Origin of the sequence: Roseateles albus, from assembly GCF_028595345.1 — a bacterium.
Lineage (GTDB): Bacteria > Pseudomonadota > Gammaproteobacteria > Burkholderiales > Burkholderiaceae_C > Paucibacter_A > Paucibacter_A albus.
Genome location: NZ_JAQQXT010000001.1, coordinates 255,513 through 268,391, shown reverse-complemented (window position 1 = coordinate 268,391; position 12,879 = coordinate 255,513). Strand labels below are relative to the sequence as shown.

The window sequence follows — 12,879 nt, the reverse complement described above, 5'->3', positions numbered from 1 at the left end:
CTAAGGTTGAGGCGTGACAAGGATCTGGGGCGAGACTGTACGGCATTCGTCGGGCCAAGGCGCGCCCAGCTGAATGCTGCGGATCAAGGTCCGCAGCGCCTGCTGGTACTGCTGCGGGAACTCGCTATGCAGCCGGCTGTGCGAACCCTCAGGGAATTCAATCCAGCAGTTGCTGGCCTTGGGCGCCGCGTCACGCAGCCGCCTGCCCAGCACGACAGGCACGGTCGTATCGGCCGTGCCGTGCAGCATCAGGAGCGGCGCGTCGACGCGCCCTATCTTGGCCAGGGAGTCAAACTCCAAGCGGGTGATGGCCGCACCGATCTTGCCCAGGGTGCCGGCCTCGGCCGCCACATCCGGCAAGCGGGTGAAGGTCGATTCCAGCACCAGCGCACCATAGTCCGCGCCCTGCTGCAAGGAGCTGGCCAGCGTCACCGCCACCGCCCCGCCCATCGAATGACCAAACACCACACGTTTGCTCGGATCCGCTTGCCGCTTAAGCATTTCCGCCCAGGCCATGCGCACATCGGCATTGATGCTGGCCTCCGACGGAATGATGGGCGTGCTGTCGCCCCAGCCCCGGTAATCGACCGCAACAATGGCAAAGCCCGCGTCCCGCAATGCTTCGATCTTGGGCAGATTGCCGTAAAGACTGCGCAGCGTGCCATGCAGATAAAGCAGTGTCGGCGCAGCCAGGTCGGGGTGCGGCAACCACCAAAGTGCCAGTTGCTGCGAGCGGCCGTCCTCGGACAGCACCGGCTGCAACAAGCGCTGGTCACCGGCGCGCAAGCCGACGCCGTCCTCGGCATAGGCCGCGGGCCTGCCCGGCGAGGGACGTAGCGCCAATTCGCGCTCCTTGACGCTCCACCAGGCACATCCGCTCAGGCTGCTCATCAGTGCCAGCCCCAACAGCGGCGCGCCGAGCCTGCGCCATATGAAATCTATTTCAGCGAGAATGCGCGCCATGATTCGTCTGCCCAAAATACCCTGCTCCAAGCTCGTTGCCAATTTTGTCATCGCCGCCGGCGCCCTGATCGCGCACTTTGGCGCCCATGCCGATGATGGCATGTATGACCTCGCAGCTCCCGGACATTGGCGCCTTGCGGTTTCCCCCTACAGCTATCACTTCCACTACAGCGAAGAACACCGTTACGTCTGGGCCATCGGCGCAGAACGTCAGGCCGATAGCGGTTGGCTCTGGGGTGGATCGTATTTCAGCAACTCCTTCGGCCAGCCCAGCGGCTATGTCTATATTGGCAAGCGCTACCCCGGCCTCTTCAACACGCCGCAGCTGTTTGCGCAATGGTCGGCCGGTTTGCTTTACGGCTACAAGGGGCAATTCCAGCACAAGGTGCCCTTGAACTACCGCGGTTACTCGCCCGGCGCTCTGTTCTCGCTCGGTTGGGCCTTCAATAAGGAAACGGCAGCGCAGGTCAATCTGCTGGGCAACTCCGGCCTGATGCTGCAGTTCTCCTACGATTTCCACTGATCCGAATCGGCCTGCCATTTCAACCAAGCCGCACGCACCTGCTCAAACGCAGGCAGTAGCTGGCCCCAAGCCTGTTCGTCGAAGCCCGGCGGGCGGCGCAACAGCGAGCCGCGCAGGCGCGACATTGCGGCACCCCGGCAGGCCAGGACAATGCAGTTGCCGCTGGCCTCCAGCCCGACCCGCAGCAACTGAGGCCCAAAGCACTGTCGCAGGCGCGCCAGATGCAAGGCGTAATCGATGTGGCCGCTGTGCAGATTGAGGACCAGCACGCCCTGCTCTTGCAAGGCGTCAAAGCAATCCTCGTAAAACCGCTGTGAGCACAAGGCCGGTGGCGTGCCGCCCAGATCGAAACCGTCCACCATCAACAGATCCAGTTGCCCCTGCACTTGCTGCACATAGTGCGCGCCATCAGCGCAGTGAACCTGAAAGCGCTCGCCGTCTGCCGGCACCTGGAAGCGCTCACGCAGCACGATCACATGCGGATTGATCTCGGCCACCTCGATGCGGCTGGCCGGCAAATGGCGAAAGCAGAATTTCGCCAAGGAACCACCGCCCAGGCCCACCATGCCGATGCGCTGAGGCGCCGGCAGAAACAGCAGAAAACCCATCATCAAGGCGGTGTAGTCGAGCTCCAGCGCGTCCGGCCGGCTCGCATCCATGCGACTCTGGATCGAGGCGAAGGAAAAATGCAGGCTGGTCGACACGGGCGTCTCCAGCACAAAGGGTTGGCAATGATCGGCGGGCGTATCTGGCATGGCGCTAGCGTAAAGCATTGACGGCATGCCGATGCGGCACAGGGCTTAGGCTGTTTGCGGGCCCCCCTCGATATACTTCGAGCCATGACGCAAGCCCCTCCTTTCGACCCGTCCCGCGCCGTTGACATCGCCCGCAAGGCCTTGTTGATCGAATCTCGGGCCTTGCAAGACTTGGCGCCGCGCTTGGGCGATGCCTTCGCAATGGCTGTGCAAGCGATGCTGAACTGCAGCGGCCGCGTCGCCGTGATGGGCATGGGCAAGAGCGGCCATGTCGGGCGCAAGATCGTCGCCACCTTGGCTTCAACCGGCACACCGGCGCTATTCGTTCACCCGGCCGAAGCCAGCCACGGCGATCTCGGCATGGTGGCACCCCATGATGTCGTGCTGGCGCTGTCGAACTCGGGCGAGAGCGATGAGTTGAACGTCGTCTTGCCGGTGCTCAAGCGGCTCGGCGTGACGATTGTGGCGATGACGGGCAAGGCCGAGTCCAGCTTGGCGCGCCACGCCAACATCGTGCTGGACAGCGCCGTCGCTGAGGAAGCCTGCCCACTCAACCTCGCCCCCACCGCCAGCACCACCGCGCAAATGGCCTTGGGCGATGCGCTTGCGGTGGCCTTGCTGGATGCACGCGGCTTCAAGGCCGAGGACTTCGCCCGCTCGCACCCGGGCGGCGCGCTGGGCCGCAAGCTGCTGACCCATGTTCGCGACCTGATGCGGGTGGGCACAGATTTGCCGCGCGTAGCAGCCGGCACGCAATTCACCGACCTGATGCGCGAGATGTCGGCCAAGGCCTTGGGTGTGGCCATCATGGTGGACGCCGACGCGCGGGTACAAGGCATCTTCACCGACGGGGACCTGCGCCGCCTGGTTGAAAAGGGTCAGGACTTGCGCGGCCTGACCGCCGCCGACGTCTGCTCAAAGAACCCACGCACGGTCGCAGCGGAAGCCTTGGCGGTCGATGCGGCCGACCTGATGGAAGCCGCACGCATCACCGTGGTCTTGGTGGTCGACGCCGAGCAGCGCTTGCAAGGTGCCATCACCATCAATGATTTGATGCGCGCAAAGGTGATCTGATGATATTGAATGCGGCTTTGAAATTTGCCCCGGAGCTTTTGCTCTTGGCCCAAGGCACGGGCTTAGGTCTGAAGGCTGCGATCTTCGATGTGGACGGCGTGCTGACCGATGGCCGCATCTATATCGGAGAGCAGGGGGAGAGCTTCAAGGCTTTCTCGACGCTGGACGGCCATGGCCTGAAGTTGCTGGCGCAGGCCGGCATCACGCCCATCATCATCACCGGGCGCGATTCCCCCGCCGTGCGTCGCCGCGTCGCCGATCTGGGCCTGCAATATGCAGCTTATGGCGCCAAGGACAAATACGCGGTGGCGCAGCCCATCCTCGACCAACTCGGTTTGCAATGGGCCGAGGTGGCGGCGATGGGCGACGATTGGCCGGATCTGCCGCTCATGACCCGGGTCGGCTTTGCCTGCGCGCCGGCGCAAGCTCATGCCGAGGTCAAGGCGGTCGCGCATTACGTCACTCAAGCCGCAGGCGGCCATGGCGCGGCGCGCGAGTGCTGTGACTTGATGCTGCAAGCCTGTGGGCGCTACCAGCTATTGCTGAACAGTCAGTTGGACACGCTGGATGGGGGCATGAGCTGATGCCGGGAGGCTCACCCCTCTTGCCTGGATCGACGCCTGTATCGGCGCCTGTTGCGGCGCCTCGCCTGGCACCGCCGCTGGCTTCCAGCCGGCCGCGCTTGGCCAAGACCTGGGTGTGGCGCTTGCAATCCTTTTTGGCCAATTTTTTGCCGCTCTTGCTGATGGCCGCGCTGGCCAGCGGCACTTGGTGGCTGCTCAAAAACACGCCCTCGCCGGACGGCGTGGATGTGCTGCCGCCGCCTCGCCACGAGCCGGATTACCAGATGATGAATTTCGATCTGCAAAGAGTCGGCCCCGACGGACTGATGCGCGTGCGCATCGAGGGGCGAGAGCTGCGTCACTACCCCGATACCGACACGCTGGAGATTGACGGCATCAGCCTGCGCAGCTTCGACAGCAATGGCGGTCTGACGCTTGCGACCGCGAATCGCGCCATCAGCAATAGCGATGGCAGCGAGGTGCAGCTGCTCGGCGGCGTGCATGTGCAGCGTTTCGATCCGGTGTCGGCGGACAAATCGGCCAGCGGACCCAAACTAGAGGTGCGCGGCGAATTTTTACAGGCTTTTGCTAACACCGAAATTCTGCGCTCCCATCTGCCCGTGCAGCTGAACTATGCCGGTGCGGAGATCAAGGCGCAGAGTTTCGAGTTCGAGTATTTGACCAGCCGCCTGAGTTTTGGCGGCCGCACGCAAGCCCGCTTTGAAGCGGCCGATTCCAGCAAGGCAGGCAAAAAGGCGAAAACTCCATGACGGGCTTGGTCTACATCACCGGTGCGTCCAGCGGCATTGGCCAGGCGCTTGCGCTGCAGTATTACCGTGCCGGTTGGCGCTTGGCCCTGGTGGCCCGGCGCACGACGGAGTTGCAAGCTTGGGCGCAGGCGCAAGAACTGAGCACTGACCGTTTTGCGATCTACGGTGCCGATGTTTGCGATATCGCCGCCATCACCGGAGCGGGCCAGGCCTGCATCACGGCCCAGGGTTTGCCGGACGTGGTGATCGCCAACGCCGGCATCAGCGTCGGCATCGACAGCGCCATCCTTGACGATATCGAGGTGATGCGGCGCGTCTATGCGACCAACAATATCGGCCTGGCCGCGACCTTTCAGCCCTTCATCGCGCCGATGCTGCAACGCCGCAGCGGGGCGCTGGTCGGCATCGCCAGCGTGGCCGGCATCCGCGGCCTGCCCGGCCATGCCGCCTATTGCTCCAGCAAGGCAGCGGTGATCAGCTATTGCGAAAGCCTGCGCGGCGAATGCCGGCCTCACGGCGTCAAAGTGGTGACGATTGCACCGGGCTATATCGACACGCCGCTGACCCGCGAGAACCGCTACAGCATGCCCTTCCTGATGCAGCCGCAAGACTTCGCGGAGCGCGCATTTCAAGCCATCAGCGAAGGCGCTAGCCTGCGCTTCATTCCCTGGCAGATGGGCGTGGTGGCACGGATTCTGCGTCTGCTGCCTAATGCAGTATTTGATCGGCTGCTGGCGGGTCGGCCCCGCAAGCATAGGCAGGGCGAATAAAGTTCTAAGGCCTCGGCGCCAAAAGCCCTTACACTGCGCCCCGACAAGCACGCTGCAAGCCGCGTGCGAGCAAGGATGCATCATGTTGAAAGTTCTACACCCCTGTTAGTGACCCGGCCCGGCTCGTGCATCTGCTGACGCACGCCTAGCCCGCCCGCAACTGACGACGGTGCCGCGCAATTCGCAGCACCTGTGTTGAACCCGTCTTGTCTCATCATGAAAAATTTCATCCTTGGCGTGGCCCTGGCCGCCCTCGGCTTGTCTGCGCAAGCCTCCGGCGGGATTGCGGCCCTGCGTTTGACAGCGGCTGAGCCCGTCACCCAGATCGACGGCCGTCTCGACGAAGCCGCTTGGCAGCGCGCGCCCTTGTTCGACCAGTTTGTGCAGTTCCTGCCGCAAGACAAACAACCCGCCCGCTGGCGCACCACCGTACAGGTATTGCTGAGCGACGATGCGCTTGTTTTTGGCATCAGAGCCTATGACCCGGCACCCGAACTGATTCGCGCACCCCTCTCAAGGCGCGACAAGGTCAAGCGCGATCAAGACTTTGTATCTGTCGTGCTGGACCCGGTGGGCCAACGCCGCTCGGCCCAGTTCGCCCGCGTCAGCGCTGCGGGCGTGATCGCCGACGGGCTTTTCAGCGCCGACGACGACGCCGAAGACTTCGCGCCCGACTTCGATCTGCAAGCAGCCGTCCAGTTGCTGCCCGACGGCTATAGCGTTGAGTTGCGCTGGCCACTCGCCGCCTTGCGCTTCCCCTATGCCGACGGCGCACCCTGGTTGCTGATGGTGACGCGCAGCACTCCGCGCGAGAGCAGCCGCCTGGACGTGAGCGCGCCCTTGAGCAAGGACTCCCTCAGCTTCATTGCAGAGCTGCAGCCGCTGGGCGGGTTGGGTGATTTGGTCGAAGAAGTACGGGAGCGCAGCTTTTTGAACATTCGCCCCGAGTTGACGGCGCGCCGGGAACGCGCGTCCGACACCAGCGGCCGCCACGATCATGGCAGCTTGTCGCTGGGCGCCGAGCTGAAATGGCGCCCCAGGGCAGATTGGGTGATTGATGCGACCCTGAACCCCGACTTCTCGCAGGTCGAACTGGACACCCCGCAGCTGGCCGGCAACACCCGCTTTGCGCTGAGCGTGCAAGAAAAACGCAGCTTTTTTCTGGAGAGCACCGATGTGGTCGGCCAAAGCCAGTCCGAAGGCGATCACGCGCAGCAAAGCTTAGCGGCCTTTTACTCGCGCGCAATCAGCGACCCGAACTGGGGCTTGCGCGCCACCTGGCGCGGCGCCATGGCCGAAGCAACACTGCTGAGCCTGCAAGATGCCGGCGGCGGGGAGATCCGCCGGGCCAACGCCTATGGCACGCAGAGCTACGCGCAAAGCCTCGCCTCGCGCGCCAGCTTTGCCCGCACAAGGCTGCAGCTCACGGCCGGCGCTCAAACCCTGAGCCTGGGTCTCTTGGCTTCGCAGCGGGACTACGGCCAAGGTGCCAGCAATGCGGTACTGGGCAGCGACTTTTCCGCGCCGGTCGGCGACACTGACCTGCTGCGGGGCCATCTCTTGGCCTCCAGCACCAGCGCAGGCTTTGATGCTAACGGGCAACTGACGCGCATCAAGTCGGAAAGCGGGCACAAGCTATGGACCGAATGGCGCCGGCGTAACTCGGACTGGAACAACAGCGCGCAGTACGAGCAAAGCAGCCCACGCTTTGCTAATGACAACGGCTTTGTCAGCCAAACCGGCTTTCGTCGCGTCACCGCGCATCTGAACCGCCGCCTGCCCGAGCAGACCTTGGCCTTGCCGGCGCTGGGCGATTGGGCCGCATTTGAGGCGCATGAGTTAGAGCTGCAACTCAAGCTGATGCAGTCGCAAACGCTGGATGACGCGCAACGCAGCATCAAGGCCGGCGAAGTGATTGAGCGCCAAGTGCAGCCGGGCTTCTGGTTGGCCGCAGCACGTAATACCGGGGTATGGGGGCACCTGGGGCTGGATCAGCAGCGCGCACGTGCCGGCGGCACCTTGCATGCGCCGCGCACATTGAATCTGGGCTTTGAGTCGAACCCGACTTCCTGGCTGACCTTGCTAGGCGCGGACCTCAGCTGGGGCCGCCAACTTGACGTCGAGGCCGATCGCTTGGGGCGCGGCCTCAGCCTGATGCTGCAGGCCAAGTTGCGCAGCCCCCTGCCTTGGGGCGCTTGGCTGGAACTCGAACAACAACTCGGCCAAAGCCATGTGCGTAACCCATTAGGTCAGCGCAGCTTCACGGAGAACAACGCCCAGACCTTGGCGGTGTTGCATTTGAGTGCTTTTGATTCTCTGCGTGCGATTGCGCAGCAGACCCGCTATCAACGCGCGCCCGAGACCGGTTTGCTGGGCTCGGATGAGCGCTCGCGCCATTTGTCGCTGGTCTACCAGCACCGCATGGGCTTATCCCGGGTACTGAGCCTGGGTCTGGTCTCGGCCCATGACAGGCCCGCGCAAGAGCGCCATACCGAGCTGTTCGCGAAGGCGACCTTCGGCTTCCAGCCCTGATCGCAGGAACAAATTGCCATAACGCCATAACGCCATAGAAAAAGGCGCCCTAGGGCGCCTTTTCGATTGCCGAGTTACAGGGCTAATTAATAGCCGCCGCCACCCGAACGGCCACCGCCGCCGCCGTAGCCGCCGCCACCGCCGGAACGGCCACCGCCGCCACCGCCGTAGCCGCCGCCACCGGAACGGCCACCGCCGCCACCAGCGCCGCCGCCGTAGCCGCCGCCACCACCGTAGCCGCCGCCACCGCCGCCGCCACCGTAACCGCCGCCACCGGAACGGCCACCGCCGCCACCGAAGCCGCCGCCACCGGAACGGCCACCGCCGCCGAAGCCGCCTGGACGCTCTTCACGAGGACGTGCCTCGTTGACAACGATGGCACGGCCGTCGATGTCTTGACCGTTCATGCCGTTGATGGCGGTTTGCGCCTCGGCATCAGAGCCCATTTCCACAAAGCCGAAGCCCTTGGAACGGCCAGTGTCACGGTCCATCATGACTTTTGCAGATGTCACTTGACCAAATTGCGAGAATGCCTCTTGCAGTGTCTCGTCGCGCACGCTGTAGGCAAGATTGCCAACGTAAAGCTTGTTTCCCATGGGGAAGCCCTTTCAAATACCAAAAAAACCATGCGGAGCTTCAACCCATCCTGAACCATTCAAGCGAAGGTGCGGCTTCCATACACAGGTAAATGATTATGGGCGAAGGGTCTAGCTACGCACACCCTCAGCAGGGTAATTGTTGTTTTTTAGCTGATAGAAAAAACCCTAGCCTCTTTGCCGTGCGAATGGCGGACTAAGGGGCGCGCCGAGGCGACAACAGAGGCCGATAACTCGCTGGATATGATGACCGCCATGACCCAAAAACTCTCGCTCCATGCCTTGAACCGGGTGCTCGCCAGCATCGACGCGCCGCGCAATGGCCGCGCGCTCTATGCCTTGTTGAGTGCGTTTTGTCTGGCCGGTTTGATGTTGGCCTCGGCCGAATCGGCGCTGGCCAAGACCGACACCACCTGGGGCGTGATTTGGGCGGGCCTGGGTTTGGTGACGGCATTTTTGGGCGTCAACACCACCGGCCTGCTCTTGATGGATCAGGCGCGCGGCCGGCCGGTGCGCGATGTTGTGGACGCTTTTCATGATGCGCTGCGCGTCGCCCCCAAGGTGCTGCTGAGCCTGTTGATGATGCTTTCCTTGATGGCGCTGGCGCTGGGCGCCCTGGTGGCGCTGCTCTGGGCCGTCAAGCTGCCATGGATAGGCACACCCTTGTTTGCGCTCATGGTGCCGCTGGGTGTGGCCTTGCTGGGCGTGATGGCCTTCAGCGGTGCTGTCATTGTCGGCCCCTTGACGGGGCCGTCGATGTGGAGCGGCCGCAGCGCGCTCGGCACCGCCCGTCTTTTGCTGAAGCAATTGCGCCACGGCGCGCTGGAGGCAGGCGCCTTGATGATGGCCGTGCTCTTGACCACTGGCCTGGTCAGCGCGGCAGTCAGCTTTGTCGTCGTCAGCGGTGGCCGGGCCTTGGCGTTTTTGATGGTCTGGCTGATCGGCATTGATGTGCCGGCCCAACAATTGATGGCAGGCCTGTTTGGCTACGGCCTGCGCAGCCTGGGCGCCACCGGTGCGCCGGTCGCTGCCACGCCGCTGGGCATGGCGACCTTGATCGGCGGCGGTGTTGTATTTGCCATCGCGCTGGTCTTGCCCACCTTGGTCTATCTGCGCGGCTGCTGCGCAGTCTTCTTGGCCTTGCAAGACGCACCGGCAGACGACGCAGCACTATGACGAGGACTTTGCGCATCGCCAGCCTGGTGCCCAGCATCACCGAGTTGCTGGTGGAACTGGGTCTGCGCCCCTACCTGGTCGCGCGCACCGGCTTTTGCATTCACCCGCAGGCCGCCTTGGCTGACGTAGCCAAGGTCGGCGGCACCAAGGATGTCAACCTGACCAAGCTGCGCCAATTGGCGCCCAGCCATGTGATCGTCAATGTCGACGAAAACCGCCTGGAGTTAGTCGAAGCCTTGCGCGAGTTTGTACCGCATATCGTGGTCACGCATCCGCAAGCGCCGGTGGACAACCTGAGCCTGTTGGCGCAAATGCAAGAGCACTTCGGCAGCGTGCAGGGCGTCAAGGAGCGCTGCGCGATGCTGGCTGCCGAGCTGAATCTGGCATTGCAGCGTTGCCGCCATCAAAGCTGGCCACTGCAGCGCGTGCTCTACCTGATCTGGCGCGAGCCTTGGATGACGGTCGCGCGTGACACCTATATCGCCCGCATGTTGGCCGAAGTCGGCTGGCAAAGCTGGCCGGCGGTACAAGGCGGCGAGTCCGGCGCGCCGCGTTACCCCGCCTTGCAGGGGGATGAGGTCTGGCTGGCGCAAATCGACCGCGTGCTGCTCAGCTCCGAGCCCTATCGCTTCGATGCCGGCCACCTGGCCTTGGCTCAGGCCTTGTGCCCGCAAGCCAAGGTGCAGCTGATTGATGGCGAGCTGCTCAGCTGGTATGGCCCGCGCGCCGCACAGGGGCTGGACTATTTGCGCGATTTGGCGACTCAGTAACAACCCCTTGCTTAGGGCAGCGGTCCTGCCCACACAATCCAGCCATGGACATCTACAAACCTCTGGTCGCCCTGCTCGCCATCGTCAACCCGGTCGGGGTCGTGCCCTTCTTCATTCACTTCACCAGCCATCTGACACGCGAACAGCGCAAGAAAACGATTCTGGTCAGCTCCTTCACCGCCTTTTTGGTGATTTCGATCAGCGCCCTCGTAGGGCTGAGAGTGATCGAGTTCTTCGGCATCTCGCTGGCGTCCTTCCAGGTCGGCGGCGGCACCCTGCTCTTGATCAGCTCGATCCAGATGCTCAACGCGCAGCCGGCCGAAAGCCGCAAGGACGACCTGACCGAAGGTGCGGACAAGGCCGACAGCGGCTCCAGCATTGCGGTTGTGCCCTTGGCCATCCCGCTGCTGACCGGCCCGGCGACGATCTCGACCATGGTCATTTACGCCGACCGAACCCGTCATTGGTGGGAGTTAGCGGTGCTGGTGGGTTATGGCGTGGTGGTGGGCCTGCTCACCTATTTGGTGTTCTCGGCTTCGGGGCGCATTGCGCGCGCCTTGGGCCAAACCGGCATCAACATCATGACCCGCTTGATGGGGCTGATTCTGGCGGCGCTGGCGGTGGAGCTGTTGGCCGATGGGCTGATCAAGCTCTTCCCGGTCCTGGCCTCACATATTTCTGGCTAAGCCGGGATGTTTGACTTCATCATCGTCGGTGCCGGCACCGCCGGCTGCCTCTTGGCCAATCGTTTGTCGGCCGACCCCGAAAAACGCGTGCTGCTGCTGGAGGCCGGCGGCAAGGACGATTACCACTGGATCCACATCCCGGTCGGTTATCTGCATTGCATCGGCAATCCGCGCACCGACTGGCTCTACCAGACCGAGCCCGAGCCGGGCCTCAACGGGCGCGCCTTGCGCTACCCGCGCGGCAAGGTGCTGGGCGGCTGCTCCAGCATCAACGGCATGATCTATATGCGCGGCCAAAGCCGTGACTATGAGGGCTGGGCCGCAGCCACCGGTGACCCGGCTTGGCGCTGGGACGCTTGTCTGCCCTTCTTCAAACAACATGAGAACCATTGGCGGCTCGACCAAGCAGCGGGCGCATCCACCCAAGCCACGGCGGCTTTCAAGGCTGCGCACGGCCATGGTGGCGAATGGCGGATCGAGCGCCAACGCCTGCGCTGGGACGTGCTGGACGCCTTTGCCCAAGCGGCCGTGCAGGCTGGCATCCCCGCGACCGAAGATTTCAATGCCGGCAACAACGAAGGCGTGGGCTATTTCGAGGTCAATCAACGCAAAGGCCTGCGCTGGAACACCGCCAAGGCCTTTTTACGCCCAATCTGCTACGCCCGCCCGAATTTCGAGTTATGGACCGGCAGCACCGTGCAGCGTCTGCGGCTGGAGCGAATCGACGGCGCTCTGCATTGCCTGGGCGCCGAGGTGCACACACCGCGCGGCATAGAAAGCGTCAGCCTCAATCCCGGCGGCGAGTTGCTGTTGGCGGCCGGCGCCATCGGCTCGCCGCAGATCTTGCAGCTGTCCGGTATCGGCCCAGCCGCCCTGCTGCAGGGCCTGGGTATCGAGGTGCAGCAAGACCTGCCCGGCGTTGGCTCTAACTTGCAAGATCATCTGCAAATTCGCAGCGTCTTCAAGGTCGAGGGCACGGCCACGCTGAACACCCAGTCGGCCAGCCTTTGGGGCAAGGCCAAGATCGCGGCCGAGTACGCTTTCAAGCGCAGCGGGCCTATGAGCATGGCGCCCTCGCAGCTCGGCGCCTTCACGCGCAGCAGTCCCGACAAGACCTGGCCCGACCTGGAATATCACGTCCAGCCGCTGTCCTTGGAGGCCTTCGGTGAGCCGCTTCATCGCTTCAATGCCATCACCGCCAGCGTTTGCAATCTGAACCCGAGCAGTCGTGGCACGGTGCAAATCCGCTCGGACGACCCGCTGCAAGCCCCCGCGATTGCACCCAACTACCTCAGCACCGACGAAGACCGTCGCGTCGCTGCCGCCAGCCTGAGGCTAACGCGCAAGATCATCGCGCAGCCGGCCTTCGCGGCTTACCGACCCGATGAGTACAAGCCGGGCCCGCAGTACCAAAGCGACGAAGAACTGATCGCTCAAGCCGGCCAGATCGCCAGCACCATCTTCCACCCGGTTGGTACCTGCAAGATGGGCTGCGAAGATGACGCGCTGGCCGTCGTCGACAGTCGCTTGCGGGTGCGCGGTTCCAACGGAGTGATTAAGGGCTTGCGAGTCGTTGATGCCAGCGTGATGCCGGCCATCACCAGCGGCAACACCAACTCGCCGACCTTGATGATTGCGGAGAAGGCGGCGGCCTGGGTTCTTGCGGGCGAATGAGGGATGGCAAGTCGATCGGCTGTCGGG

Annotated in this window: 13 protein-coding genes; 10 read left to right on the top strand and 3 right to left on the bottom strand. The window is 63.6% G+C overall.

Features of this window, described 5'->3' with window-relative positions; genetic code table 11:
• Complete coding sequence (locus tag PRZ03_RS01125) at positions 1 to 963, bottom strand: alpha/beta hydrolase (RefSeq protein ID WP_273598633.1); 963 nt, start codon at positions 961 to 963, stop codon at positions 1 to 3.
• On the opposite strand from PRZ03_RS01125, the gene PRZ03_RS01120 reads away from it, so the two are divergent.
• Positions 962 to 1,486: an ABC transporter ATP-binding protein gene (locus PRZ03_RS01120; RefSeq protein ID WP_273598632.1), complete on the top strand. Its 525-nt coding sequence runs from the start codon at positions 962 to 964 to the stop codon at positions 1,484 to 1,486. The genes PRZ03_RS01125 and PRZ03_RS01120 overlap by 2 nt on opposite strands.
• Here PRZ03_RS01120 and PRZ03_RS01115 read toward each other — a convergent pair.
• The gene (locus tag PRZ03_RS01115) at positions 1,471 to 2,241 is read right to left on the bottom strand and encodes a spermine/spermidine synthase domain-containing protein (RefSeq protein ID WP_273598631.1); all 771 of its coding nucleotides are present in this window, start codon (positions 2,239 to 2,241) and stop codon (positions 1,471 to 1,473) included. The genes PRZ03_RS01120 and PRZ03_RS01115 overlap by 16 nt on opposite strands.
• Positions 2,242 to 2,325: 84 nt before the next feature.
• On the opposite strand from PRZ03_RS01115, the gene PRZ03_RS01110 reads away from it, so the two are divergent.
• From PRZ03_RS01110 to PRZ03_RS01090, 5 genes are all read left to right on the top strand, one after another.
• Positions 2,326 to 3,315 carry a KpsF/GutQ family sugar-phosphate isomerase gene (locus PRZ03_RS01110; RefSeq protein WP_273598630.1) on the top strand — a complete coding sequence of 330 codons (990 nt, stop codon included), beginning with the start codon at positions 2,326 to 2,328 and terminating at the stop codon, positions 3,313 to 3,315.
• Complete coding sequence (locus PRZ03_RS01105) at positions 3,315 to 3,899, top strand: KdsC family phosphatase (RefSeq protein ID WP_273598629.1); 585 nt, start codon at positions 3,315 to 3,317, stop codon at positions 3,897 to 3,899. The genes PRZ03_RS01110 and PRZ03_RS01105 overlap by 1 nt, the downstream gene beginning before the upstream one ends.
• Positions 3,900 to 3,919: 20 nt before the next feature.
• Positions 3,920 to 4,648, top strand: coding sequence for an LPS export ABC transporter periplasmic protein LptC (gene lptC / locus PRZ03_RS01100; RefSeq protein WP_273598628.1), 729 nt, complete (start codon positions 3,920 to 3,922; stop codon positions 4,646 to 4,648).
• The gene (locus PRZ03_RS01095; RefSeq protein WP_273598627.1) at positions 4,645 to 5,418 is read left to right on the top strand and encodes an SDR family oxidoreductase; all 774 of its coding nucleotides are present in this window, start codon (positions 4,645 to 4,647) and stop codon (positions 5,416 to 5,418) included. The genes lptC and PRZ03_RS01095 overlap by 4 nt, the downstream gene beginning before the upstream one ends.
• A gap of 216 nt (positions 5,419 to 5,634) precedes the next feature.
• On the top strand, positions 5,635 to 7,950 hold the full coding sequence (locus PRZ03_RS01090) for a carbohydrate binding family 9 domain-containing protein (RefSeq protein ID WP_273598626.1): 2,316 nt from the start codon (positions 5,635 to 5,637) through the stop codon (positions 7,948 to 7,950).
• Between the two features lie 86 nt (positions 7,951 to 8,036).
• On the opposite strand, the gene PRZ03_RS01085 is transcribed toward PRZ03_RS01090, so the two are convergent.
• Positions 8,037 to 8,546, bottom strand: a complete 510-nt coding sequence (locus PRZ03_RS01085) for an RNA recognition motif domain-containing protein (protein WP_273598625.1) — start codon at positions 8,544 to 8,546, stop codon at positions 8,037 to 8,039.
• A 255-nt stretch (positions 8,547 to 8,801) separates the two neighbouring features.
• On the opposite strand from PRZ03_RS01085, the gene PRZ03_RS01080 reads away from it, so the two are divergent.
• From PRZ03_RS01080 to PRZ03_RS01065, 4 genes are read left to right on the top strand one after another with little or no spacing between them, the layout of a single operon-like run.
• A complete protein-coding gene (locus PRZ03_RS01080; RefSeq protein ID WP_273598624.1) occupies positions 8,802 to 9,722 on the top strand; it encodes a hypothetical protein in 921 nt (306 codons plus the stop codon).
• Complete coding sequence (locus tag PRZ03_RS01075) at positions 9,719 to 10,492, top strand: helical backbone metal receptor (protein ID WP_273598623.1); 774 nt, start codon at positions 9,719 to 9,721, stop codon at positions 10,490 to 10,492. The genes PRZ03_RS01080 and PRZ03_RS01075 overlap by 4 nt, the downstream gene beginning before the upstream one ends.
• Positions 10,493 to 10,536: 44 nt before the next feature.
• Positions 10,537 to 11,178: a MarC family protein gene (locus PRZ03_RS01070; RefSeq protein ID WP_263535051.1), complete on the top strand. Its 642-nt coding sequence runs from the start codon at positions 10,537 to 10,539 to the stop codon at positions 11,176 to 11,178.
• 6 nt (positions 11,179 to 11,184) lie between these two features.
• Entirely contained in the window at positions 11,185 to 12,852 is a 1,668-nt protein-coding gene (locus PRZ03_RS01065) for a GMC family oxidoreductase (protein ID WP_273598622.1), read from the top strand.
• Positions 12,853 to 12,879: the final 27 nt, after the last annotated feature.

What these genes read in the sequence shown, in the direction of transcription:
- PRZ03_RS01120 (WP_273598632.1), top strand. Translation starts at nt 962, where the DNA reads ATGATTCGTCTGCCCAAAATACCCTGCTCCAAGCTCGTTGCCAATTTT.
- PRZ03_RS01125 (WP_273598633.1), bottom strand. Translation starts at nt 963, where the DNA reads ATGGCGCGCATTCTCGCTGAAATAGATTTCATATGGCGCAGGCTCGGC.
- PRZ03_RS01115 (WP_273598631.1), bottom strand. Translation starts at nt 2,241, where the DNA reads ATGCCAGATACGCCCGCCGATCATTGCCAACCCTTTGTGCTGGAGACG.
- PRZ03_RS01110 (WP_273598630.1), top strand. Translation starts at nt 2,326, where the DNA reads ATGACGCAAGCCCCTCCTTTCGACCCGTCCCGCGCCGTTGACATCGCC.
- PRZ03_RS01105 (WP_273598629.1), top strand. Translation starts at nt 3,315, where the DNA reads ATGATATTGAATGCGGCTTTGAAATTTGCCCCGGAGCTTTTGCTCTTG.
- PRZ03_RS01095 (WP_273598627.1), top strand. Translation starts at nt 4,645, where the DNA reads ATGACGGGCTTGGTCTACATCACCGGTGCGTCCAGCGGCATTGGCCAG.
- PRZ03_RS01090 (WP_273598626.1), top strand. Translation starts at nt 5,635, where the DNA reads ATGAAAAATTTCATCCTTGGCGTGGCCCTGGCCGCCCTCGGCTTGTCT.
- PRZ03_RS01085 (WP_273598625.1), bottom strand. Translation starts at nt 8,546, where the DNA reads ATGGGAAACAAGCTTTACGTTGGCAATCTTGCCTACAGCGTGCGCGAC.
- PRZ03_RS01080 (WP_273598624.1), top strand. Translation starts at nt 8,802, where the DNA reads ATGACCCAAAAACTCTCGCTCCATGCCTTGAACCGGGTGCTCGCCAGC.
- PRZ03_RS01075 (WP_273598623.1), top strand. Translation starts at nt 9,719, where the DNA reads ATGACGAGGACTTTGCGCATCGCCAGCCTGGTGCCCAGCATCACCGAG.
- PRZ03_RS01070 (WP_263535051.1), top strand. Translation starts at nt 10,537, where the DNA reads ATGGACATCTACAAACCTCTGGTCGCCCTGCTCGCCATCGTCAACCCG.
- PRZ03_RS01065 (WP_273598622.1), top strand. Translation starts at nt 11,185, where the DNA reads ATGTTTGACTTCATCATCGTCGGTGCCGGCACCGCCGGCTGCCTCTTG.